A 24,625-nucleotide genomic window follows, 5' to 3' on the forward strand; every position below is an offset into this window, starting at 1 on the left:
TCATAGCTTGTAATTCCATTTGTGATAAATTTTGCTTGGTATCATTTAACTTTCTATATTCGTTCTAATATTAAATAAAGACTCTGCAGATATTGATCTGCCGGATTAGTAAATCTGTAGTTTTTGATCATATTAAAGGATAAGAAATGACGAAAAACGAAGTGCTGAAAAGCTGGATAGAGCAGTATTCCGGACCTCTTCTGAAAAGAGCAGTCTATCTGCTTTCAGATAAATTGGAAGCGGAAGATCTGGTGCAGGATGTTTTTTTAGCTGCATTTTCGTCCTATGATTCTTTTGAGGGGAAAAGTGAACCGTTGACCTGGCTGACGACCATTTTAAAAAGAAAGGCCGCAGATTTCTACAGAAAAAAATATAAATCAGAACCGGAGATAAAACTGGATCATTTCTTTGATGAAACAGGTTCCTGGAAAAATGACGGTGTTCTGAATGACTGGGATGTTTCAGAGAAAGAACCGGAACTTTTGGATAATAAAGATTTTAATAAAACTCTGGAAGACTGTATCGAAGATTTGCCCGCCAGATGGAAGATTCCGTTGAAAATGTATTATCTTGAAGAAAAAAAAGCACCGGAAGTGAGTCAGGAATTGCAGGTTTCTGCGACTAATCTTTGGAAGATCCTTCAGAGAGGAAGAATGCAGCTGAGGGAATGCCTTGATGTCAACTGGTTTGCCAAACTATAACCATATCATAAAAATGTTGAGAAGACTTATTCATATTCTGTTCCTGCCATGCAGCAAAGCTACGATGCTGATGGAAAAAAGGAATGCAAAATCCATCTCCCCAAGGGAAGACTGGCGGCTTTCCATGCACCTGAAAATCTGTAAATGGTGTAAGGCTTATGAAGAAAAGCTTAAAATTTTAGATGATATTTTGAAAAGAAAACTTTCTTATAAAGAAAATATAGAAATTAATAATTCTGATATTCAGCAAGTTAAGAATAAGATTTTTAAAAAATTAGATATTTAGAAAAAATAGTGTCAGGATTTTGGAATGTTTCCGACTATACTTTTGAAAACAATAAAGTATCATTCAAAATCTTAAAGACATGGGAACATCACAACTTAACTTCGAATCCCTGACGTACAAAGCAGGGTATTATATTTCGCTCTTTGGGGCTGCTCTTATTTTATTCTGGATCGGGATATTTAAATTCACTCCTACTGAAGCTGCAGCAATCAAACCTTTGGTGGAAAACCATTTTCTCACTTTTTTCGTATATAAAATAGCGGATGCTCAAACGGTGTCAAATGCTATCGGAGTGATAGAAATTATCATTGCATTATTACTGATATTTAGTGTGAAATTTGCATCATTAAAGAAGTATGCCGGGATCGGGATGGTGATCACATTTCTGATCACGTTGAGTTATCTTTTCACTACACCCGGAATCTGGAAAACAGTGGACGGTGTGCCTGTCACAGACTTCTTTATATTAAAAGATCTCATGCTGTTAGGATTCGGATTGATGATCGTTCAAAACAATAGAAATAATGGATAAAAAGAAAAAAATGAAAAATATATTTATCGTGCTCGGAATTATTCTGGGTATCGCAGTTTTTGCTGCCGGATCGGGACTTTTTAAAAACACTAAGTCTGAAGAATTAACAAAAGAAAAAGAAAATCAGGAAATTATGGATAATAAAAATGTCAGAGAAATTTATTTTGCAGGAGGATGTTTTTGGGGTACGGAACACTTTTTTCAGCAGATCCGTGGTGTTGTAGGAACGGAAGTTGGATATGCCAACGGAAACAAGGAAAATCCTACTTATGAAGAGGTAGTAAGCCATTCCACAGGTTTTGCAGAAACGGTAAAGGTAAAATATGATCCGGAGCAGGTTGATCTTAAACTTTTAATTGATCTGTATTTTAAAACAATTGATCCGACAAGTTTAAACAAACAGGGGAATGACAGGGGAGATCAGTACAGAACGGGAATTTATTCAACTGATAAGGCTACAGAAGCAATTGTAAAAGAAGAAGTTCAAAAATTGTCTAAGAATTACAGCAGTCCTGTTCTGGTAGAAACCATTCCTTTGAAAAATTTCTACAAAGCTGAAGATTATCATCAGGATTATCTGGATAAAAATCCGGGAGGCTATTGTCATATCGAGCCGGGACTTTTTGAAATGGCTAAAAATGCAAACCCGCTTCCTAAAGCAAAATATCAGAAGCAGGATAAAAAAGTTCTGAAAGAAAAACTGACTGCTGAACAGTACAATGTTACTCAGGAAAATGCAACAGAAAGACCTTTCCAAAATGAATACTGGAACGAAACCCGTGAAGGAATTTATGTAGATATCACAACTGGTGAACCATTGTTTATTTCAACCGATAAATTTGAGTCAGGATGCGGATGGCCAAGCTTCTCAAAACCAATCACCAAAAAGCTGATTGATGAAAAACTGGACAGATCTGCAGGAATGACCAGAGTGGAAGTAAGAAGTAAAACGGGAGATGCCCACCTCGGACACGTTTTCACAGACGGACCTACGGATAAAGGCGGACTTCGTTACTGTATCAACAGTGCTTCGCTGAAGTTTATTCCGAAAGCTGAAATGGAGAAAAAAGGCTACGGAGATTATATCTCTTTGCTGGATAAGAAGTAATGATAAAGAGAAAGACCGCTGAAAAGTGGTCTTTTTTTATTTAATTAATGGGAGATTTGAAATCTTTCTTTGATACTGAGCATGGAAATATTTAGAAACAGTAAAAATCCGAAGACAATATAATAAGATTTTTTAGGCAGTTCGAGTAAATATTTGAATTTCTCAATGCCTTTATAATGATCATCCACCGTGTAGAAAACAGTTGCATCTATGGTTCCACAATCAATTCCGTGTCTTTTTTCAATTGTATTGGGATCTTTATAGAAATGAACAGCAAAAAAATGATCGGTTTTTCCCATATCCACACCGTAGGATTCCTGCCCGGAAAGCGTCATAGCATCAATTAAAGCTATAAAATCCTGATAACTGTTATGATCATCAATAATAAACTCTATTCCGGTTTCTTTTTCATTATTTGCCTGGAGTTTTTTCAGTTCCGAAACATAAAATTGTTGGTTTTGAAGAGCTGTATTGGGTTTTACAATTATCTTTTTATAATTCCAGTTTCTGTATGGTTCAAAAGTATTGTCAAGAGTATGATTATACTTTTCTTTAGCAGGAATTCCAAGATCCATTACGGTATACTGCGGGTGAACCCTTTGATTTCCGTAATACCAGAAGAGCACCGGAATTAATACAGCGCTGATCAGCCCGGGAAAATAATAGATTTTTTTCATGTTCACCCTTTTCATAAAATTAATGAAAAATTCAATATCCAAACGATGAGATACTATTTTTAACATTTTAGCCATAAAAACAAAAAAAGTGATCCAAAGGACCACTTATTTTTTTAATTATTCATCTTTCAGCTCCAAAACCTACCAATCTCTTTTTCTCAGAATCCAGTAAGAAGCTCCGATAAAGATTACACACCAGATAATACAGGCAAACATACTTTCTGTAGGGTAGTGAGCAGTATATTTTACACCCATTATTTTGACCATATCCAATCGCATTAACGGATTAGGGATCAGGTTTGACATACTTTCCAATGGTAAAAGGCTGGTAACGAAAAAATCATTTTCCAGTATTGCTTTCCTTTGTTCTTCCTGTATTCCTGTTAATTTCTGATAAGCTTCTATACCTGTAAGAACCTTTTCAGCAACCCAATAGGCAAAGAAACCAAGAAATACAAACATGGATTTCCTTAGCAGTACCGAAAGAAACATCAGGAAACAGAAGAATGTAAACAGCTTCACAAAGTAATTTCCGATATAATAAACCTCTTCATAAACCTTTGAGGCATCCGTTACCTTAGAATATTGATACCCCAGAAACATAGTAATCACAAATACAATCAATGTGGAAACCGCTGTAAAAATAGTGATGGTTAAAAGCTTCGATCCGATGAATTCCTTTCTGCTAAGCCCGTCAATAGTATTCTGTTTAAACATTCTGTTCGTGAACTCCTGAGAGATCGAAAAAACAAGGATCAGCCCCAGAAATACTTTCAGTAATGCGACAATCCATGTGGTAAAGTTCCAGATTTCCGGGAAATTATAAATCCCCTGTTCCTTTAAGTTGATTGTGCCTCCGAAAATATTCAGATCTACTAGCCCAATGAAGAGAAGTGCAATCAGAATGGCAAAGTATAAGATCGTGAAAACCTTGAACGGTCTGTAGTTCAGGTTTTTATAATATTCTAGTTTTAATAATTTAAGCATGGGTATTCGTGTTTTTTACAAGTTCAAGGAATTGAGACTCCAGAGACAGTTTTTTCTTCGTCAGATGAGAAAGATAAATTCCTTTTTCAGCAAGTTTCTGATTTAATGTTGAAGCAGATATAGAAGCATCCTCACGGATCTGGGCTTTAATGATTTCCCCATCAGCTTTTACAGCACTGAACCATTGAAGTTCTTCCAGAGCATTTAAAAGCAGTGTATTATTATCAGCCTTTAATTCAAAATATCCGTTATTGGATGTTATTTCATCCACTCTTCCGCAATAAATAGAATTTCCTTCTTTCAAAACAATCACATGGCTGCAGATCTTTTCTATTTCGTCCAGAAGATGGCTTGCAATGATAATGGTAATGCCCTGTTTGGCAATATTACTTATGATCTCTCTGATCTGGATGATTCCTTCAGGATCCAGTCCGTTGGTAGGTTCATCAAGGATCATAACCTCCGGATTGTTCAGCATGGCCGATGCTATGGACAGACGCTGCTTCATTCCCAAAGAATAGGTTTTGAAAGCATCTTTTTTTCTTTCCAGAAGCCCTACTGTTTTCAGGACTTCGTCAATCCTTGTATATGGAGTTCCTTTAATCTCAGCTACAATTCTCAGGTTCGTTTCAGCATCCAGATAAGGGTAAAAATTAGGCTGTTCAATAATAGCTCCTATTTTTTTCAGTATATCCGGATTCGTTCCCTTTTGCCCAAACCAATACCAGTCTCCGCTGGTAGGATTAATGGTGGACAAAAGCATTCCGAAGGTAGTAGACTTTCCGCTTCCGTTGGGGCCTAATAAACCATAAACATTTCCTCTTTCCACATCAAAGGAAATATTATTCACTACAGTTCTCTTGAATTTTTTGGTTAAATTCTTTACTGACAAAATTTTTTCCATGTAATTTGTTTTACATAGTAGTAGTCTATGTAATTTTGAGATTGTTACAATTTCTGCAACCTTTTTACCTGATTCGTTTTAGGATTGGATGTAATAAGATTCAGAATATCATTGTTTTATGATTGTAACTATTTGCAAAGAAAAAGTACTTATTGGAAACATCATATTAAACTATATAACTATGAAAATTATAAAATGGATCAAAAGATTATTCATGCTGCTGTTTTTAATCCTCGTTCTGCTGTTGATTGCAGGGTTTGTTTTTGAGAAAATATCCAGGGCAAAAGCTGAAAAAATTCAGGCTGACGGCCAGTTTGCAGACGTTGAAAATCATAAGATGCATTATCTGAAAGAAGGAACAGGTGGCCCGACTGTAGTTTTTGAAACTGCTTTTGATCCCGCCGGACATCTTCAATGGTATCATATTCAGAAGAATCTTCCCAAAACTTATACTACTTTTTCCTATGACAGATCCGGAATTTTATGGAGTGAAAGAGGAACCAATCCCAAAGCCGGTGACAAAATAGCCGAAGAACTTCATATCCTTTTGGAAAAATCAAAGGCTCCTAAACCGTATATTCTGGTCGGGCACTCTTTTGGAGGAATGCTTACCCGTTTTTTTGTTCAGAAATATCCTCAGGATGTTGCAGGAGTCATATTGGTAGACAGCCAGTATCCCTCTGATGAAAAATACCTGTCTCCTGAACTGTATAAAATGGTGAATCAGGGGCTGCCCGGCGGATTTTTAAAATTTGCCAACACTTTTGGAGCTGCAAGGCTTATGTTTAAAAATATGTTTCCGGCAGATGCTCAGTATAAATATCAGAATACTGTCATGCCCGCACTGCTTTACAAAAGTGCAGATGCTACACTGGAAGAGCAGGACCATATGAAATCCATTAAAAAAGAAGCTGCAGCGATCAATTCTTTCGGTTCAGTTCCTTTGTATGTCATTACGGCAGACAATAAAACGAGATACGACAGTTTTATTAAAGATGAAAGAATAAAAGCTGAAATGCTTGGAGCCTGGGAAAAAATGCAGAAAGATCTACTTAATTTATCTACGGACAGCAAACAGATCGTTTCATCCGTAGGAGGTCATTATATTAATCAGGATCAGCCAAAGATCATTGAAGATGCTGTCAATGAAATGGTGAAAAAAGTTTCAGAGAAGTAAAATTACGATGAACCTGTCTTTAATTTCAGGCAACGGTAAAACCTTTAACTTCAGATAACTGCTTATTTTAACATATATCAATACATTTTCAAAATTAAAATATTTACATTTGATAGAATTAATCGGTAGTTTATGAAGTTAATTGAGTTAGCTAAGGAGCTTAATGTTTCAGCAGAAGCCATCAAACAGTTTATTCAGGATTTTGATCTTGAACTTGGAGCCTGCATCAGTACAAACTTCGAAGTGAAAGAAGATTTCGAAAAGTTTGCCCGCGAAAACCTGGATTTTTTGAAGCTTTATGAAAAAGATCTGGACAAAAATAAAACCCTGGAACAGATTGCTGAGGTAATCAATCAGCCTAAAGAAAAAGTAGAGGAAGCCATTAAAGAAACCAACCCCAATATTTTTGATAACGGATTTTTCCGTTCGTCCATCTCAAGCTATGGTATTGATAATAAACTTGGTGGCAATTACCAGTTTGTTTATGATTACTTCGGGCACAAAACCAGCCTTCAGCACAGAGATTTTATTGGGTACAGGGATTTATTTTTTTATATATCATCAGTTTTAGAGCCATTTTTAAATCCACAGCAGATTAAAGACTGGGGTATTCATAAGCCGGCAGGAATTGTCCTTTATGGTCCTCCGGGAAGTGGAAAAATATTCTGGGCTACTAAAATTGCAGAGATTATCGGATACCAGTTTAAAGAAGTCAAAAAACACTACCTGGGAACATCTTTCATAGACGGGAATAAAACAAATTTCAACGATTTCCTTCTTACCATGATGAAAGAAGAAAAAGTATTGCTTTTCCTGGATGATTTTGATGAAATTATGATGGAAAGAAGAGCAGAAACAGATGTTGCTTCCTGTAATCTGGAAACCCAGGAACTGATCCTGCATTATATCGGAAAATTTGAAAAAGAAGAGCTATTGATGGTAGGTTCAGCAAATTCCGTTTCGGAAATTGACGAAGAAATTCTTGCTCCGGGAAGATTTGATGTGATGATTCCGATATTCCCGCCTAATGCGGCAGAACGTTCGGAAATTATCCTTTACGCCATGACCAGGGAGCTTGAAGAAGACTCTCTTCTTTATAAGATTCTCAAAAAGAATAAAGCTGATAAAGTGCCGTTCTGGCATGAGGTTTCTTCCAAAATGAAGGCATTCAGTAACACCATGCTCATTGATTTTACACAGAGTCTTAAAAAACGCCTTAAAAATCAATACCAGCAAACCAGAAATGAAAATATCAAGATTGACCAGAAGCTTCTGGATGCTGCACTTAGAGATGCTGCCGGAAAACTCACAGAAGAATATCTGGACCAGATTGCCAGATTTTTGGCAGATACTATTATCAACAATTTTGATGAATTCAAATTCAGAATCCAGGCTCTCAAAAAAGAACTGGATACCTATAAAGCCGTTGAAGAGCCAAGAAGAGCAATTGGGTTTCAGCATAATGGGGAAGAAGAAGGAAATGTTGGACAGGGATAATGCGGGTTGTTGAGTTTAGGGTTTGAAAGTTGGAGAGTTTTAAGGGATAAGAATCTTTATTCTCAAAAATACACTTCATCATTCATTAATACATTAATACCTTTTACATTCTACAAAAAATGAACAGCATCTGGGAACTCGAAACCTTTTACAGAAAAAGAGAGATTGTCATTATTGGAGCCGGATTTTCCGGGCTTTGGACTGCCATATCCATCAAGGAAAAATATCCGGAAAAGTCTGTTTTAATAATTGAAAGAAATACCATTCCGTTGGGTGCCTCAACCCGGAATGCAGGTTTTGCATGTTTTGGAAGCTTAACGGAAGTTATTGCCGATTCTCAGAAAATGGGTTGGGAAAAGACACTGGAATTGGTTAAGATGAGGTTCGGAGGACTTCAGAAAATCAGAAAATATTTCAGAAACGACGAAATAGATTTTGACCTGAACGGCGGATACGAAATTTTAAATAATGGTGAATCTTTACAACAATTAGATATTGTAAATGAAAAACTGAAAGCGATAACAGGTCTTGATAAAACTTATTTCCTTAATCAGGAGAAGATCGAAGAATTCGGCTTGGGAAAATCTGAGTTTCTGATCGAAAATCCCTGTGAGGGAAGTCTGCACTCCGGAAAGTTGTTGCAGAAGCTTTTGGAAAAATGCTACGGGCTGAAAGTGGAATTTCTTTTTGGGACAGAAATCAAAACTATTGATGAAAATACTGAAGAAGTAGCGATTCATATTTCGGAAGATCTTTCCATAAAAGCTGACAAAATTATTTACTGCACCAATGCATTCAGTTCAAATTTTCTTGAAAAAGAGGAGATTATTCCTGCAAGGGGACAGATTCTTTTAACAGAACCTATTGAGGGGTTGAAGCTTAGAGGTACATTCCATTATGATGAAGGGTTTTATTATTTCAGGAATCTTGGAAACAGGGTTCTTTTAGGTGGCGGAAGAAATCAGGATTTTAAAACCGAAGAAACAACCGATTTTGAAACCACAGAATTTCTGCAGAACCATTTAGAGAACTTTTTGAAGGAAGTCATTCTGCCGGATCAGCAAGTTAAAATATCTTTACGGTGGTCAGGGATCATGGCTATGGGTTCAGAAAAAACACCCATTGTAAAACAGCTTTCAGAAAGACAGTTTTGTGCCGTAAGACTTTCAGGAATGGGAGTGGCACTGGCTCCGGAAATTGGAGAAATTGTTGCTGAAATGATTTGATACAACACACAAACGATGAAAAAAATACTACTTATTTGCGGGCTGGCCGGTTCAGTCCTTTGCTTTTCGCAGAAAAAAGAAATGACAACTGCATTTAAAACCAAAAATTATAAAGAAGCTCTTTCCCTGGGACAAAAAGTACTTGAAAATAATTCCGGTGATTTTGAGGCCAATCTCATTATATCTGCATCTTATAACAGTCTTGGAGATTTTCAGAAAGCTCTTCCATATTCAAAAAAGCTTGAGGTTATAGCAGAAAGTGACGAACAGAAAAGCTGGACATTTATGCAGTTAATGGTAGCCAATTATGGTTTGGATGATAAAGAAACTTCAAGGAAGTACTATGATCAGGCAAAAAAAATTAATGCACAGGAAAAAACAGTAGTGGAACTGGACAATTTAGGAAAGGTATTGGGCTTTGACAGTTTTTATGATCAGTGGACTACCATAGAAACTGAAAATATGATATTTCATTTCGATCCTTCCATCAACCAGGAAACCAGGAATAAAATTGTAAAAACCCGGCAAAAAGCCTTTGTAAAAGTGAACGAATTTTTTGAAACCAAACTGCCGAAGAAAATTGATTTTTTTGTCTGGGGCTCCAATGACGTGTATAACCAGTTTCTGAAACGAAGCTTAGGATTCACTCTGGCCAATTACTGTGTTTCCCATAACCGTTTGAATCAGACTGCAGGGCATGAAATAACTCATAATCTTAGTTTTTGGCAGGGAAATAAAGGAAAGATCAGAACGGAATTTATTAATGAAGGAATAGGAGTATGCTTTGACCAAAATGAAAATAATAAATTGGAGACTGCTAAAGAAGTTTATAAAAAATCGCCCATCGACATCAAAAAAGTATGGGCCGAAAATCAGAAATCCGGCAATGAAGTTTTGTATCCGGTTTCAGGAGCATTTGTACAGTATTTAATCAATTATGATAAAGCCAGATTTCTTGAACTTAATAATAACCAGACCTATGAAAATGCAAAGACGATCTATGGAAATACTATAGATTCTTTGATTGAAGACTTTACAGATAAATTGAAATAGAAAACAAAACGAGTCAATATAAATGGATTGAAATTTTTATTACTCATTACCTATTATTCATTACTCATAATTTTATCCGTATTTTTGCATAAAATTAAAATTTCGTGATCAACAACGACCAGATAAAAGAAGTCCAGTCCAGAATCGGCGACTTATATAAATACCTTCAGATTGAAAAAAAGAAGATAGAAATATCGAATGATGATGAAAAAACTGCTGCCCCTGAATTTTGGGATAATCCTAAGGAAGCAGAAGTTTTCCTGAAGCAGCTCCGTTCCAAAAAGAAATGGGTGGAAGATTATGAAGAAATCAGCACCCAGTTTGAAGACCTGCAGGTTCTTGCAGAATTTGCCAAAGAAGATCCGGACTCTGAAAAAGAGCTGGATGAAACATTCCCGCAGCTTGTAGAAAAAATAGAAGATCTGGAATTTAAGAATATGCTTTCCAATGAAGGAGACGAGCTTTCTGCAGTTCTTCAGATCACAGCAGGAGCCGGTGGTACGGAAAGTTGCGACTGGGCATCAATGCTGATGAGAATGTATACTATGTGGGCTGAAAAACAGGGCTACAAAATCCGTGAGCTTAACTTCCAGGAAGGAGATGTAGCCGGAGTAAAAACCGTTACCCTTGAAATTGATGGCGAATACGCTTTCGGATACCTGAAAGGAGAGAACGGGGTACACAGGCTGGTAAGAATTTCACCTTTTGACAGTAATGCAAAACGGCACACCAGTTTCGTTTCCGTATATGTATATCCTTTAGTGGATGATACCATTGAAATCAATATTAATCCTGCTGATATTTCCTTTGAAACCATGAGATCATCCGGTGCCGGAGGACAGAACGTAAACAAAGTGGAAACTGCCGTACGTCTTCGCCACGCGCCAACCGGAATTATTATTGAAAACTCCGAATCCCGCTCTCAGCTTCAGAATAAGGAAAAAGCGATGCAGCTCCTTCGTTCAAGACTTTATGAAATGGAACTTGAGGCACGAATGAAGGCAAGAAACGAGATAGAAGCCAATAAGATGAAAATAGAGTGGGGCAGCCAGATCAGAAATTACGTGATGCATCCGTATAAACTGGTGAAAGATGTCCGTTCCGCCCATGAAACTTCAGACGTGGATTCCGTGATGAACGGAAATATCACACCATTCCTGAAAGCCTTTCTGATGGCTGATGGTACTGCTGTTTCAGATGATGATCTGGACTTGTAAAATATCATGTCTGTATTTTAGTTAAAATCTTATAATTAATTTTTGTTTCAGACTTTTTACCCTTATTTTTGTTGTTAATCGTTATATATGGAAGATTTCAATAGTTGGAGAGATTTACTGAATCCCGAGTTTTACATTAAAATGGGTGGATTCTGGCTTATATTGTTTATTATTTTTGCGGAAACAGGTCTTTTTGTAGGATTTTTTCTACCTGGAGATTCATTACTGTTTGTGTCGGGAATTTATGCTGTTGAAATCATCAAAGAGACTTTCGGCTCCACAGGGAGCGATTTCTTGGATACAACTATTCTGGCTTCCTGTGTAGCGCTTGCTGCCATTATCGGAAATGAAATTGGTTACTATTTTGGGGTGAAAACTGGTCCTGCTTTATACAAAAAGCAAGATACCATGCTGTTTAAAAAGAAATATCTTTATCAGGCACACGACTTTTTTGAAAAGCACGGTGCACTGGCAATCATTATGGCCAGATTTTTACCTGTAGTAAGAACATTTACTCCGATTGTTGCAGGTATCGTAAAAATGGACAAAAAAGAATTCTTAAGAGATAATATTATCGGAGCGATTCTTTGGTCATTTATCCTGATCTTTGCCGGACATTATCTGGATAAGCTTTTCCAGGAACAGTTCGGAATCAACCTGAAAGAGAAACTGGAACTGATTATTATTATCATTGTTCTGGTAACAACGCTTCCGGTGATCATCAAATTTGTTTTCGGCAAGAAAGATAATATTTCCAAATACGAAGACAAAGACTTTGAATAAGAAAAATTACAAAATATAGATAACCTGCTTTTTGCAGGTTATTTTTTTATCCATTCCAGAATGTTCGGATAGATAATGCTGTCTCTTTTTATTTTGCTGAAAAACCTAGGAACATGGCCCGTTTTTTTCATGAAAACAAGTTTGTGAGGTACATTTTGTTTTGTAAGTGCAGAATCCATTGACAATCCCTGATGCTGATTCACCAGGAAATCAGTATTTCCCTGAAACAGTAACGTAGGTACGTTGGATATATTGGCAATAGGACTTGCTTCCTTAAAGGCTTCGGATACATTTTTACGGTCAAATTTTGTCCCGACTACTTTCTGAAAAGTGGGGGAAGTATATTTTGAATAGAATGAGTCAAGATACTCCGGACTGTAAAAATCTGTTGGACCACTCATTGAAATGATTTTTTTTACCTGTTCAGGATGCTTATAGCCATAGAGAAGGGCAAGATGTCCTCCGGCACTTTCGCCAAGCAGAATATAATTGTTGGGTTGAAGTTCCGCTTTTTCGGCCAGAGTATTAAACTTTTCCATAGCAAAGCCAATATCTTCCAGCTGTTGCTTATAGGTAATTTTTTTCCGTTTTGAAACCAGCCTGTAATTCATGTTAATGCTTGGAATTTTATGTTCAAAAAGCATTTTCTGAATCTGGATCATATGTTCTTTTTTTCCGATAGTCCATGCACCGCCGTGAACAATAAGAACTACAGGTGTATTTTCTGCATAATCCAACGGAAGAAAGACATCCATTTTCTGTCTTTTATGTTCCCCGTATTTTAGATTGTAAATTTTCTGCTGTCCCCCTGTACCTACCCAAACCCTGAATTTTGTATTACACGACTGCAACAGGAAACTGAGACATCCTACAATGAAAAAATGGTATCTGAGAACAAGCGTTTTCATATATTAAAATTAGAGAAAATACAGCTGATATCTGCAGATAAAGATATGATTTTTACCATGCAATTAATAATTCTTTACCGTTTATTGCTTCTCCCCGGTTTTTGATGAAAGCCCTTTTTTGATGGTAATCACACCTTTTTCACCTTCCTTGAAAATAAATGTGATTTCACTGTCATCATCCTGCAGAAAGAAAGAATCGTTACTTTCTGCGAACATTTTTACTTTTGGTTCATTATTATTCTGAAGGAAAAGACGGCCGTTGTCATACAGAATATGAATCACATTACCTTCCGAAAGCTCATAATTGCCCGCATATTTTTTTAGTATTGAATCATCCGGCGCAACCTCTTTTTTAGGTTTCGGAAGATCATAAGATTGGTTTAAAAGTGCTGCCAGAATAGTATTTCCAGCCTTTTCCAGTTTTTTGCTGGTGATATTGTTAAGCAGTATAACGCAGATATCATCTTCGGGAAGCATTGCCAGATAGCTTGTTGCCCCTTCGATATTTCCTCCGTGATTGATCACTTTTTTTCCGTAAAGATCATCTATGAACCAGCCATAGCCATAACCGCTTAGAAAAGGAGTGGTCACTTTTTTAAAACTTTCTTTCGACACAATTCTATAATCTCTAAGCCCTTCGTAATATTTGTATAAATCTTGAGCTGTACTGTAAATCTGCCCTGCAGAGCGTGTTAATTCAGGATTCCATATTTCTGTTTTTTCCTGTTTTGTTTTTGAGAGGTAAGCATAAGGAACTGTTTTGTCCGGACTTTTCAACGCTGGATAGTCAAAGCCGGTATGAGTCATTTTTAACGGATTTAAAATGATTTTTCTTACAGCATTTTCATAAGAAAGACCCGTAATTTTTTCAATAATGGCTCCGAGCAGAATATATCCTGAGTTGGTATATGAAAACTGAGTGCCGGGTTCAAAATCCAAAGGTTCATCCTTAAAAAAGGAAATTTCCTGATCCCTGCTAATCTTTTCTCCGGTATGAAGAAGCCGGAAATAGTCTTTGTTTCTCAGAGGTTCATAAATTCCCGAAGTGTGGGTGAGTAAATGTTCAACCGTAATTTCATTTCCTCTGGGATATTTAGGGATAAATTTAGAAATAGGATCTTTCACGGAGAGTTTTCCTTCTTCGCTGAGCTTGATAATGGTTAACGCAGTAAAAGATTTCGTTAAAGAAGCAATCTGGTAAATACTGTTGTTTTGATTAAGGATTTTCTTCTCTGCGTTTTGCCAGCCATAAGACCTTTCGAAAATCGTTTTATGCTGATCATGAATTAGCGCTGTTCCGTTAAATTTGTTGATTGCAGCATAAGCTTTGATGATATCATCTATTTCCTGTTTTTTCTTTTCAAGGTTTTCCCTGGTTATATCCGTTTTATTCTGTGCTTTGTACGGAGAGCAGAATGTACTGAATATAAAAGTCATACATCCTAAAAAGAAAATATAATATTTGCAGCTCATGATAGTGTTGTTGTGAAAAAACAGGATAAAAATAAGCAGAGTTTTGTTCAGATAAGCAGTTTATCTCATAAAATATTTAAATTTAATATACAGAAATAAATAAAAATAGATTTTAATAATTATTTTTGCTCGACTTAACATATATTAAAAAAATATTAAAATAATATGGCATCTGGTTTTTTTGCAATTTTAGATGATATTGCTGCGCTGATGGATGATGTAGCAGTGACAAGTAAAATAGCAACACAGAAAACGGCCGGCATTCTGGGGGATGACCTGGCTGTGAATGCAGAGAAAGCCACAGGTTTCCTTTCTTCAAGGGAAATTCCGGTTTTATGGGCAATTACAAAAGGTTCTTTCATTAATAAGCTGATCATTCTTCCTGTTGTATTCCTTCTCAACTGGCTCTATCCCCCTGCAATTAACTATGTATTGATTCTGGGAGGTTTATATCTGGCTTTTGAAGGCGTTGAAAAAATTATAGAATTTCTTTTTCACCGGGAAAAAGAAGGCTATGAAGTGGTGGAGGAAATTATAGAAGACGAAAAAAGTGATGAAGAAATAGAAAAAGCAAAGGTAAAATCGGCTATTACTACAGATTTTATTTTATCTATTGAGATTGTCATCATTGCTTTGGGAACGGTTTTGGAAGAGAATCACCCTTTCATTACACAGATTCTTGTAACGAGTCTGGTGGCCTTTATAGCTACAGTAGGAGTTTACGGAATTGTTGCTTTGATCGTAAGAATGGATGATGCAGGATTTAAACTAATCAAAAAAAGTAATGACAAAGGTTTTTTTGGAAAACTTGGACATTTATTGGTAAAAGCTTTGCCTATTGTAATTAAGGCTTTGGGAGTTATCGGTACAATTGCTTTAATTATGGTAGCCGGCGGTATTTTTGCTCATAGAGTAGAATTTCTTCATCATGTTTTACCTTCCTGGTCTTCGAATGAGTTTCTTACTATTTTAAAAGAAATTCTTCTTGGACTTGCAGGTGGATTAGGTGCTGTAGCTATTTTTACAGTAGGAAAAAAAATCTATTCGCTTGCCATCAAAAAATAATATCAATTAAAGAAAGATATAACAACAAAAAAACTTAGCAGTAAATCACCGCTGAGTTTTTTTATTTCAATAAAAAAGAGGCTCTTTGCAAAGCCTCTCCATATATTAATTGAATAAATCTTTCACTTTATCAAAAAAAGTTTTTTCCTTTCCGGAAGGTTCTGCAACCATTTCTCCGCTTGACATCTGCTTTTCAAAGAAATCTTTCTGATCCTTCGTCAGTTTCTGAGGAGTCCATACATTGATGTGAATGAACATATCTCCTTTTCCATAGCTGTCGATGCTTGGAAGGCCTTTTCCTGCCAGTCTGAGGATCTTTCCGGACTGTGTTCCCGGATCAACAGTAATTTTAACTTTACCGCCTACTGTAGGAACTTCTTTCTTAGTTCCTAAAGCTGCTTCTGCAAACGAAACATATAATTCCTGGTGAAGATTATCTCCTTCTCTTTTAATAGTTTTATCTACTTCTTCTTCAATGATCACCAACAGATCTCCCGGAATTCCGCCGAAAGGAGCATCATTTCCTTTTCCTCTTACATTAAGCTGGATGCCGTCTCTTGCCCCTGCCGGAATATTGATGGAAATTTCTTCTTCATCTTTGATAAGTCCCTGTGCATTAGCCCCTGCAGGAATTTTATCTGCCACTTTTCCGATTCCCTGACAGGTACCGCAGGTTGTCTGTGTCTGCATCTGCCCGAACATCGTGTTCATTACTTTAAGCTGAACACCGGAACCATTACAGGTAGGACATATTTTTGAAGTGGCACCTTCCGCCATCTTCATTTTCTTTACTTTGATGGTTTTCTGGGTCCCGTTTACCATTTCTTCAAGATTCAGTTTGATCCTGATTCTTAAATTGGAACCTTTCACCTGCTGGCGTCCTCCGCCACCTCCACCAAAGCCTCCGAAGCCTCCACCGAAAATATCTCCAAACTGGCTGAAAATATCCTCCATGTTCATGCCTCCGCCGAAGCCTCCGCCTCCGAAACCACCATTACCACCCATTCCGGCATGTCCGAACTGGTCATATCTGGCACGTTTCTGATCGTCGCTCAGTACTTCATACGCCTCAGCAGCTTCTTTAAATTTTTCCTCAGCCTCTTTGTCACCTGGATTTTTATCCGGGTGATATTTGATGGCCATTTTTCGGTATGATTTCTTTATCTCGTCGGCCGATGCAGATTTACTGATCTCAAGAACTTCGTAATAATCTCTTTTTGACATAATGCTTATAATTGATTATTGATGAATGATATACTGTTTCATCATTTATCATTCACCACTTATCATTGATATTTTAGTTTCCCGTTACTACTTTTGCAAAACGGATCACTTTGTCACTTAAAGTATATCCTGTTTCAATAACATCTACGATTTTGCCTTTTAGATCTTCAGATGGCGCAGGGATCTGGGTAATTGCCTCATGGAAATCCACATTGAATGAATCACCGGCATTTACTTCCATAGCTTTTAAGCCTTTTTCGGTAAGTTTATTTTTAAATTTCTGATAGATCAGTTCCACACCCTGAAGGTCGGATGGATTTCCGTTTTTCGCAATTTCTTTTAGAGCTCTTTCGAAATCATCCAAAACACCAAGCATAGATACCATCATATCCTGGTTGGCATACTGGAAGAATTCCATCTTCTCTTTTGCTGTTCTTTTTTTATAATTTTCGAATTCAGCGTATAATCTGATGTAACGGTCTTTCTCTTCTGCCAAAAGTTCCTCTGCAGAAGGTGTTGCTGTCACATTTTCCTCAGACACCACTTCTTCCTGAACGTTGTTTACTTCTTGATTATTGATGCTTTCTTCGTTAATATCCTGATTTTCCATAATTCAATATTATTTAAAGAGTTGTTTGACAAAGAGCCTGCCAAATACAAAAAATGGACATTAAGGCAGAAAAAGAAAAGGGGAATGGTCAATTTTGCTGGACCAGTCAATAGTCAATATTCGTTATGAAAAATCAACAATTGACGACTCATAATTCATTTCTTTTATCCTGCAAACGTTTGGTACAACAAGTACAGGTTTAAAACAATAATAATAATAGAAATAATCCAGACAATGATCTTCAGAAACGGCTTATTTACAAATTCTCCCATTTTGGCTTTGTCGCTGGTAAACATAACCAAAGGAACTACGGCAAAACTCAGTTGCATAGATAGGATTACCTGGCTTAGAACCAATAAGTCGGTCGTTCCCTGTTCACCATAAATGATGGCAACTATTAAAGCAGGAATTACAGCGATCAGTCTTGTAATAAGTCTTCTTAGCCAAGGCTTTAAGCGGATATTTAAGAAACCTTCCATGACAATCTGCCCTGCAAGAGTTCCTGTTAAAGTTGAATTTTGTCCTGATGCAAGTAAAGCAATGGCAAACGCGATACTTGCCATAGAAGCACCCAAAATTGGGGTTAACATTTTGTATGCATCGTGAATATCGGCTACATGCTCATTTCCTGTAGTGTGGAAGGTTGCTGCGGCTAAAATAAGTATGGCTGCATTAATGAAGAAAGCCAGCATTAATGAAACAGTGCTGTCCAGAGTGGCAAACTTGATTGCTTCTTTTTTTCCTTCTCTGTCTCTTGTATAGTCTCTTGTCTGAACAATACTGCTGTGCAGATACAAATTATGAGGCATAACGGTAGCACCCAGAATTCCTATGGCGATATACAGCATTGCCGGATTTTGAATGATTTCTTTTTGTGGAACCAGACCGCCAAGGATTTCATTGAAAGCTGGTTTTGAAATTATAATTTCATAAACGAAACAGGCAAGAATAATAAAAATAAGCCCGCCCACAATACTTTCTATCCATCTGAAACCTTTAGCCTGAAGTAAAAGAATAACTAAAACATCCACTGTGGTAATTACAATTCCCCAGGTCAGAGGAATGTGAAACAGGAGGTTTAATGCGATGGCAGAACCAATTACCTCGGCGAGATCGCAGGCGGCAATGGCTATTTCGCAAAATATCCAGAGAATGAAGTTGGTTGTGGGGCTGAAATGATCACGACAGGCCTGTGCAAGATCTCGTTCGGCAACGACTCCCAATTTTACAGATAAATGCTGTAAAACCATGGCAAAAATATTTGAAATAAGAATCACCGAAAGAAGGGTATACCCGAACTGAGCACCTCCTGCAATATCAGTAGCCCAGTTTCCCGGATCCATATATCCTACGGCGATCATTAATCCGGGGCCGGCAAAAGCCAGATATTTTCTCCAGAATGGGGCATTCCGGGGTACTTTTATAGATGAGTACACCTCAGAAAGGGAATGGGAAGTTTTATCTTTACGCCAAGCGTTATTTAATTTGAAATTCATAAATGTTAGAAATGACTAACAAATTTAATTAAATAAATATAAATACAAAAATCGGATGATAAAAAAATCCCGGAAACTGATTTCCGGGATTCTATTTTTAAAGATTCTAAAGATCTATTTTGCAAATCTTACAGACATTTTTCTGTCTGCAGCTCTTTCTGCGTCAGAAGCTTTAGCATCTACTGTAGCAAATTTGCTTCCGTAACCTTCAGCTCCCAGAACCTGAGCTCCAACTCCTGCTTTTGCTAAAGCAGCTTTAATGAAATCAGCTCTTGCCTGAGATAATTTTACGTTGGAAGCCTCGTTTCCTGTTTTATCAGTATAACCTCCGATTTTGATTTTTGCATCCGGGAATGCTTTTAAAATCGCTACCAGGTTATCAAGCTGTCCCTGAGAACCAGCTTCCAGGTCAGTAGAACTTCCCATTTTGAAGTTTACATGGTCGAAATCATACCACTTATCTTTTAATGCTGCATCATCAGCTGCATTTTTGTAATCACCGGACTTAAGGAAAGTGATCATTTGATCTTCCATACCTCCTTTGTAACCTTTCAGCATTACACCGTTAAGATCAATGTCCTCATCGGTCTTGGTTACTGCTGTAGCGGATGCAGTGTTATCTGCAGGTGCAATGGTAGCAGTATCAGTTGTTGATGCTGTAGAATCAGTTGTGGTTGTAGTCGTTGTAGTCTGTTTTTTATCACATTGTTTCCAGATAAAATAAGCAGCTGCAATCAAAAGTAAAAGCGGAAGCAACCATTTCCAGATTGAACCTCCGCCTTCATTATTATTGTTTCTGTCAGGATTGGTTCCTGAAGATGTAGTACTTCTTGTAACTTCTACTTTAGGCTCTTCGTATCTTGATGTAGCGTCTGCATTAGAGCTGCCGCCAAACCAGCTTCCTAAATTTAGGGATGCCAGAGAAAGTCCTGCAGGTAAAAGTGAAGAAACGATTCCTTTTTGCTCACCTAATAAACTTGAAATTCCTGACTTATCTAAATTATTATCAGTAGCATATTTTCCGATAGAACCTACCGCAGCTCCTGTTACTAAATTCAATAGTGAGCTGGAAGAATTATTACTGATTCCTGAATAAGTAGCAATAGCATTCACTATTCCGCTAACCTTATCTCCAAAAATGGAAGTCAACAGGGTAGAAATTATAGGGTTGCTGGATGATCCGCCTAATAAATTTCCTAAAATTCCACTAGACGATGCACCTGTAATGGCATCTAAAACTCCCGGTTTATCAGAATTGTTTGCTAATCCTCCTAAAACTGCAGGAAGTAATCCACCGATTGCTTTTGAAATACCGGATTCACTTTCCCCAAATTGAGAGGCTGCTTGTGAAACCAAAGCGGGACCTAGTTGTCCTTTAATTAAATCAATGACATTTAAAGACATAATAAATTATTTTTTTAGATTAATGTTGCATAAATTTAAACAAAAATCTGTCCAAACGTCATTTTTTTTGAATATTTCTTTATTTTCCTGCTAAGTTTTTGAAAATCAACAAATAAAATTAATAAGCTTTTGCAAATAATACACGTCTTTTAGAGGGTTTTCCGCTGATTAAAGAAACACCTTCTTCGATGTCGTCATCTAAAGGAATACATCTGATTGTAGCCTTAGTTTCATCTTTAATCTGCTCTTCTTCCTCGGCAGTGCCGTCCCAATGCGCATATATGAAGCCTCCTTTTTCTTCAAGAACTTTCTTGAACTCTTCATAATTGTCAACTCTTGTAATGTTGTCTTTTCTGAAGTTCAGAGCTTTTTCATAAAGATCTTTCTGGATGGTTTGCAATAATTCTTCAATATAGGTATCAAGACCGTCGATAGAGCGCACTTCTTTGGTAAGATTGTCTCTTCTGGCGATTTCCACAGATTTGTTTTCTAAATCTTTAGGTCCCAGAGCAATTCTTACAGGTACACCTTTTAATTCATATTCGGCAAACTTCCATCCTGGTTTGTTGTGGGTATCATTATCAAATTTTACTGAGATTCCTTTGGCTTTTAATTTTGCCTGAATATCAAATGCTACTTCGCTGATCTGTGCCAGTTGTTCTTCTCCTTTGAAGATTGGAACAATAACTACCTGTATTGGCGCCAGGGTAGGAGGAAGTACCAATCCGAAATCATCGGAGTGGGTCATAATTAAAGCTCCCATCAAACGTGTGGAAGTTCCCCATGAAGTTGCCCATGCATGTTCAATTTTACCTTCCTTGTTGGTAAATTTTACATCAAAAGCTTTAGCAAAATTCTGACCTAGGAAGTGAGATGTTCCTGCCTGAAGTGCTTTCCCATCCTGCATCAATGCTTCGATACAGTAAGTTTCATCAGCTCCTGCAAATCTTTCAGATGGTGTTTTTAATCCTTTAACAACTGGCATCGCCATGAAATTTTCTGCAAAATCAGCATATACATTATTCATCTTTTCGGCTTCCTCTACTGCTTCATCTTTAGTAGCATGTGCAGTATGTCCTTCCTGCCAAAGGAATTCTGCCGTTCTCAGGAACAGGCGGGTTCTCATTTCCCAACGGACAACATTGGCCCACTGGTTGATTAATATCGGAAGGTCTCTGTAAGACTGGATCCAGCTTTTGTATGTATTCCAGATAATTGCTTCAGAAGTAGGGCGTACAATAAGCTCTTCTTCTAATTTGGCATCCGGATCTACAATAAGTTTGTGTGGATTGTCCGGATCTGTTTTTAATCTATAATGGGTAACTACTGCACATTCTTTAGCAAAACCTTCTGCATTCTTTTCTTCTGCCTCGAACAGGCTTTTGGGCACAAAAAGCGGGAAATAAGCATTAACGTGACCTGTTTCTTTGAATTTTTTATCCATTTCATCACGCATTTTTTCCCAGATTGCATAGCCGTATGGTTTGATCACCATGCATCCTCGCACTCCAGAGTTCTCAGCCAGGTCAGCTTTTACCACCAACTCATTATACCATTTGCTGTAATCTTCGCTTCTTGAGGTTAATTTTGCCATTATTTTTTAAAATTTTTTTAACTTTTGTTCATTATTGTCATCTAAAAATAAAAATCTATTTTTGATAGATTTTTTTACCAGTATTTTGGTACATTTTTGGTACAGATTGCAAATATAATTTAAATTAAAAATCTTTACGTTATCATGAAAAGAAATATACATAAAAATTTGCTCGGTCTGTTAAAATCCAAAGGGATTTTAGCAATATCAGGCGGATTACTGCTTGTGTCCTGTGGAGCTCAGATGGGCGGATACACGGAGACCGATGGGGTGTACTATGACCCTAATAAAGATACACTGCCGGAAGGGGTGATCATCAATGACGGTGGTAACAGAGTAGGGGAAAACTATGATTATTACCAGGACTCTAATGTCATCCAGAATGCGCAGACAAATTCCAGAGAACAAGAGAATAGATATAATACGTGGAGTGATAACAACTGGAATACGAATGCTACCGATTCAGACTGGGGAGCATTTGCCGGTACTCAGACTAACTATTATGACAATTCCTGGGGATATTCTCCTTGGGGATGGTATGGTGGTTACAGCCCTTATTGGGGAATGAACCGCGGCTGGGGCTGGGGTATGAATTTATCCTGGGGCTGGGGAGGATCATTCGGCTGGGGCTGGGGAAGTCCTTACTGGGGATATGGATATTCTCCTTATTGGGGCGGATATTATGACCCGTTCTGGGGAGGTGGTTATTATGGTTACGGTTATCCATATTGGGGTGGCGGTTACTGGGGTAATGGCTACAGACCGGTTTACAGAAGAACCAGCGGCGGCGGATTCAGCAATCCGGGCTTAACAAATGCAGTATATAGAACCAATACCTACAGAGGAAACGGTTTCAGAAATACATCGACTAACACTAATAATAACGGTTTCAGAAACGGAAGTACAAATGGTGGTTTCAGAAACAATGGTTCTTATAACAATAACAACGGAGGATTCAGACAAGGGAACACAAATGGCGGTTACAGACAGCCACAGTCCGGAGGATTCCGTAATTCAAATTCTCAGCAAAGACCTAATTATAACTCTCAGCCAAACTATAATAATGGAGGATTCAGATCCAACGATAACGGAGGATTCAGATCAAGCGGAGGGTTTAATTCAGGTGGTGGCTTCAGAGGCGGTTCTTCCGGTGGAGGCGGCGGTATGAGATCCGGCGGCGGAGGCGGCGGCTTCAGAGGCGGCAGATAATTTCAAACTTAATAACTATTAAAAAAATAATGTTAAAAAAATCTTTAGTATTAATGGGTGTTGCTGCTGCATTTTATGCACAGGCACAGGATGTTTCTATATTGAGAAATACTGTAGATGTTTATTCAAGCACTCCTATGGTGGGTTCGTCAAAGTTTAATGCTATGGCAGGAGCTAACGGAGCATTAGGAGGTGATGCCAATTCACTGCTTACCAACCCTGCAGGTTTGGGAGTAGCTATTTCCGGGGAAGTTTCCGGAACATTATCTATTGCGGGAAATAAAAATAAAAGTACCTGGGCAGGATCTACAATTGATTACAGCAAAACAAATACAGATCTTGGAAATATCGGAGGTGTAATTGCTTTTCCTTTGAGAAGTGAATCAGGATGGAAGTTTATCAATATTGGGATCAATTATTCCAATCAATCATTGGATAATTATGTAGAATCTCCCGGAAGTAGTGATGTAATTAAGGATTTTACTGACAGGAGTGCATCTCTTGCAGGCCATGCATATAACAGATACGGAAACCTTTCAAAGACAAGTTTTGGGGTAGGGGCCAACTATAATCATAATTTATATATAGGTGCAGGACTGAATTTCTTCAATGCATCTATTGACCAGTATGACTCTGCAGCTTTCCAGTCACTGGATAACGGTTCTATAGAATATTTCAACAGACAGAATACACCTTATTTTGAAAGATCTTCAGGTTTTTCTGCTTCTGTAGGGGTAATCGGAAAGCTTAGCCCTAATTTCAGAATTGGTGGTGCTATCGAAACACCTACGTTCTGGCGTATCCAGAAGGATTATAACTTTTATAATGATCCGGATAACGGAGATGGTGTAGGTTATGAAGACAGAGATCTTACAACACCATTAAAAGCAACAATAAGTGCTGCATTTGTTGCCAGCAAAAACTTCTCATTGAACGTAGATTATACATTAGGACTTACAAGACCTAAATATAAAGTAGTTACAGGTGCTGAAAGCGAACTGAACAGTTTCTTCAAAGACAATTATAAGAATGTGTCTGAAGTAAGAATCGGTGCAGAGTACAGGGTGAAACAGTTCAGATTAAGAGGTGGTTATTCCTATATATCCAACCCTTTTGATGCTTTAACAGTAAGCCAGGTAAATCCGGATGCTTCTACATCGGACAGATCGTACAGTGACATGATGCTTAATAACAGGAATCTTGCCTCATTTGGTTTGGGATATGATTTCAAATCATTCTATATAGATGCATCTTATCAGTATGTAACTTCTAAATACAGCAATCCTTTCCTAAGAGGTATTGAAACAGGAAATCCTTCTACTGATACAGCTTATTATTCTGATACAACAATTATGTCATCAGATTATTTCGCTGTTTCGGAAGTGAAAAATAACAGGAATAACTTCTTTATTACATTCGGCTGGAAGTTCTAATTCCAGATTGTGTAATGAGTGATTAAATTGAAGGCTCCGGATTTAATTCGGGGCTTTTTTA

23 protein-coding genes are annotated in these 24,625 nt (G+C 37.4%); 13 read left to right on the forward strand and 10 right to left on the reverse strand.

Features of this window, described 5'->3' with window-relative positions:
- The first annotated feature begins 146 nt into the window (after nucleotides 1–146).
- The 4 genes from ACQWU4_RS15305 to msrB all read left to right on the forward strand — a co-directional run bounded on the left by ACQWU4_RS15305 (nucleotide 147) and on the right by msrB (nucleotide 2,627).
- Nucleotides 147–701: a sigma-70 family RNA polymerase sigma factor gene (locus ACQWU4_RS15305; RefSeq protein WP_429936611.1), complete on the forward strand. Its 555-nt coding sequence runs from the start codon at nucleotides 147–149 to the stop codon at nucleotides 699–701.
- A 13-nt stretch (nucleotides 702–714) separates the two neighbouring features.
- On the forward strand, nucleotides 715–987 hold the full coding sequence (locus ACQWU4_RS15310) for a hypothetical protein (protein ID WP_429936612.1): 273 nt from the start codon (nucleotides 715–717) through the stop codon (nucleotides 985–987).
- Between the two features lie 79 nt (nucleotides 988–1,066).
- On the forward strand, nucleotides 1,067–1,519 hold the full coding sequence (locus ACQWU4_RS15315; RefSeq protein WP_429936613.1) for a DUF417 family protein: 453 nt from the start codon (nucleotides 1,067–1,069) through the stop codon (nucleotides 1,517–1,519).
- Nucleotides 1,520–1,529: 10 nt separating this feature from the next.
- Nucleotides 1,530–2,627 (forward strand): peptide-methionine (R)-S-oxide reductase MsrB, encoded by a 1,098-nt coding sequence (gene msrB / locus ACQWU4_RS15320; RefSeq protein ID WP_429936614.1) that lies wholly within the window; start codon nucleotides 1,530–1,532, stop codon nucleotides 2,625–2,627.
- A gap of 44 nt (nucleotides 2,628–2,671) precedes the next feature.
- On the opposite strand, the gene ACQWU4_RS15325 is transcribed toward msrB, so the two are convergent.
- The 3 genes from ACQWU4_RS15325 to ACQWU4_RS15335 all read right to left on the reverse strand — a co-directional run bounded on the left by ACQWU4_RS15325 (nucleotide 2,672) and on the right by ACQWU4_RS15335 (nucleotide 5,195).
- A complete protein-coding gene (locus ACQWU4_RS15325) occupies nucleotides 2,672–3,304 on the reverse strand; it encodes a hypothetical protein (RefSeq protein ID WP_429936615.1) in 633 nt (210 codons plus the stop codon).
- A 141-nt stretch (nucleotides 3,305–3,445) separates the two neighbouring features.
- Complete coding sequence (locus ACQWU4_RS15330) at nucleotides 3,446–4,291, reverse strand: ABC transporter permease (protein WP_429936616.1); 846 nt, start codon at nucleotides 4,289–4,291, stop codon at nucleotides 3,446–3,448.
- Nucleotides 4,284–5,195: an ABC transporter ATP-binding protein gene (locus ACQWU4_RS15335; RefSeq protein WP_429936617.1), complete on the reverse strand. Its 912-nt coding sequence runs from the start codon at nucleotides 5,193–5,195 to the stop codon at nucleotides 4,284–4,286. The genes ACQWU4_RS15330 and ACQWU4_RS15335 overlap by 8 nt, the downstream gene beginning before the upstream one ends.
- Nucleotides 5,196–5,376: 181 nt before the next feature.
- On the opposite strand from ACQWU4_RS15335, the gene ACQWU4_RS15340 reads away from it, so the two are divergent.
- The 6 genes from ACQWU4_RS15340 (at nucleotide 5,377) to ACQWU4_RS15365 (ending at nucleotide 12,148) form a co-directional block, all read left to right on the forward strand.
- A complete protein-coding gene (locus ACQWU4_RS15340) occupies nucleotides 5,377–6,372 on the forward strand; it encodes an alpha/beta fold hydrolase (protein ID WP_429936618.1) in 996 nt (331 codons plus the stop codon).
- Between the two features lie 132 nt (nucleotides 6,373–6,504).
- Nucleotides 6,505–7,869: an ATP-binding protein gene (locus ACQWU4_RS15345; protein WP_429936619.1), complete on the forward strand. Its 1,365-nt coding sequence runs from the start codon at nucleotides 6,505–6,507 to the stop codon at nucleotides 7,867–7,869.
- A 119-nt stretch (nucleotides 7,870–7,988) separates the two neighbouring features.
- The gene (locus tag ACQWU4_RS15350) at nucleotides 7,989–9,095 is read left to right on the forward strand and encodes an NAD(P)/FAD-dependent oxidoreductase (RefSeq protein WP_429936620.1); all 1,107 of its coding nucleotides are present in this window, start codon (nucleotides 7,989–7,991) and stop codon (nucleotides 9,093–9,095) included.
- 15 nt (nucleotides 9,096–9,110) lie between these two features.
- Nucleotides 9,111–10,148 carry a tetratricopeptide repeat protein gene (locus ACQWU4_RS15355; protein WP_429936621.1) on the forward strand — a complete coding sequence of 346 codons (1,038 nt, stop codon included), beginning with the start codon at nucleotides 9,111–9,113 and terminating at the stop codon, nucleotides 10,146–10,148.
- Between the two features lie 104 nt (nucleotides 10,149–10,252).
- Nucleotides 10,253–11,365, forward strand: coding sequence for a peptide chain release factor 2 (prfB, locus tag ACQWU4_RS15360; protein ID WP_184161135.1), 1,113 nt, complete (start codon nucleotides 10,253–10,255; stop codon nucleotides 11,363–11,365).
- 87 nt (nucleotides 11,366–11,452) lie between these two features.
- Entirely contained in the window at nucleotides 11,453–12,148 is a 696-nt protein-coding gene (locus ACQWU4_RS15365) for a DedA family protein (RefSeq protein WP_429936622.1), read from the forward strand.
- A gap of 38 nt (nucleotides 12,149–12,186) precedes the next feature.
- On the opposite strand, the gene ACQWU4_RS15370 is transcribed toward ACQWU4_RS15365, so the two are convergent.
- Nucleotides 12,187–13,056 carry an alpha/beta hydrolase gene (locus ACQWU4_RS15370; protein WP_429936623.1) on the reverse strand — a complete coding sequence of 290 codons (870 nt, stop codon included), beginning with the start codon at nucleotides 13,054–13,056 and terminating at the stop codon, nucleotides 12,187–12,189.
- An 81-nt stretch (nucleotides 13,057–13,137) separates the two neighbouring features.
- Nucleotides 13,138–14,529: a serine hydrolase gene (locus ACQWU4_RS15375; RefSeq protein ID WP_429936624.1), complete on the reverse strand. Its 1,392-nt coding sequence runs from the start codon at nucleotides 14,527–14,529 to the stop codon at nucleotides 13,138–13,140.
- Between the two features lie 165 nt (nucleotides 14,530–14,694).
- Between ACQWU4_RS15375 and ACQWU4_RS15380 the strand changes: the two genes are divergently transcribed.
- Nucleotides 14,695–15,594 (forward strand): DUF808 domain-containing protein, encoded by a 900-nt coding sequence (locus ACQWU4_RS15380; RefSeq protein WP_429936625.1) that lies wholly within the window; start codon nucleotides 14,695–14,697, stop codon nucleotides 15,592–15,594.
- 105 nt (nucleotides 15,595–15,699) lie between these two features.
- On the opposite strand, the gene dnaJ is transcribed toward ACQWU4_RS15380, so the two are convergent.
- The 5 genes from dnaJ to proS all read right to left on the reverse strand — a co-directional run bounded on the left by dnaJ (nucleotide 15,700) and on the right by proS (nucleotide 21,922).
- Nucleotides 15,700–16,818 carry a molecular chaperone DnaJ gene (gene dnaJ, locus ACQWU4_RS15385; RefSeq protein ID WP_429936626.1) on the reverse strand — a complete coding sequence of 373 codons (1,119 nt, stop codon included), beginning with the start codon at nucleotides 16,816–16,818 and terminating at the stop codon, nucleotides 15,700–15,702.
- Nucleotides 16,819–16,891: 73 nt separating this feature from the next.
- Complete coding sequence (locus tag ACQWU4_RS15390) at nucleotides 16,892–17,428, reverse strand: nucleotide exchange factor GrpE (RefSeq protein ID WP_429936627.1); 537 nt, start codon at nucleotides 17,426–17,428, stop codon at nucleotides 16,892–16,894.
- 164 nt (nucleotides 17,429–17,592) lie between these two features.
- On the reverse strand, nucleotides 17,593–18,924 hold the full coding sequence (locus tag ACQWU4_RS15395; protein WP_429936628.1) for an Nramp family divalent metal transporter: 1,332 nt from the start codon (nucleotides 18,922–18,924) through the stop codon (nucleotides 17,593–17,595).
- 114 nt (nucleotides 18,925–19,038) lie between these two features.
- A complete protein-coding gene (locus ACQWU4_RS15400) occupies nucleotides 19,039–20,328 on the reverse strand; it encodes a DUF937 domain-containing protein (RefSeq protein ID WP_429936629.1) in 1,290 nt (429 codons plus the stop codon).
- Nucleotides 20,329–20,446: 118 nt separating this feature from the next.
- Nucleotides 20,447–21,922 (reverse strand): proline--tRNA ligase, encoded by a 1,476-nt coding sequence (gene proS / locus ACQWU4_RS15405; RefSeq protein WP_429936630.1) that lies wholly within the window; start codon nucleotides 21,920–21,922, stop codon nucleotides 20,447–20,449.
- A 144-nt stretch (nucleotides 21,923–22,066) separates the two neighbouring features.
- Between proS and ACQWU4_RS15410 the strand changes: the two genes are divergently transcribed.
- Together ACQWU4_RS15410 and ACQWU4_RS15415 are read left to right on the forward strand one after the other, a co-directional pair.
- Nucleotides 22,067–23,131, forward strand: a complete 1,065-nt coding sequence (locus tag ACQWU4_RS15410) for a prolyl-tRNA synthetase (protein ID WP_429936631.1) — start codon at nucleotides 22,067–22,069, stop codon at nucleotides 23,129–23,131.
- A gap of 29 nt (nucleotides 23,132–23,160) precedes the next feature.
- Nucleotides 23,161–24,564: an OmpP1/FadL family transporter gene (locus ACQWU4_RS15415; protein ID WP_429936632.1), complete on the forward strand. Its 1,404-nt coding sequence runs from the start codon at nucleotides 23,161–23,163 to the stop codon at nucleotides 24,562–24,564.
- The last annotated feature ends 61 nt before the right edge of the window (nucleotides 24,565–24,625 follow it).

This window comes from Chryseobacterium sp. MIQD13 (assembly GCF_050496705.1).
In the GTDB taxonomy this organism is placed as follows: Bacteria; Bacteroidota; Bacteroidia; order Flavobacteriales; family Weeksellaceae; genus Chryseobacterium.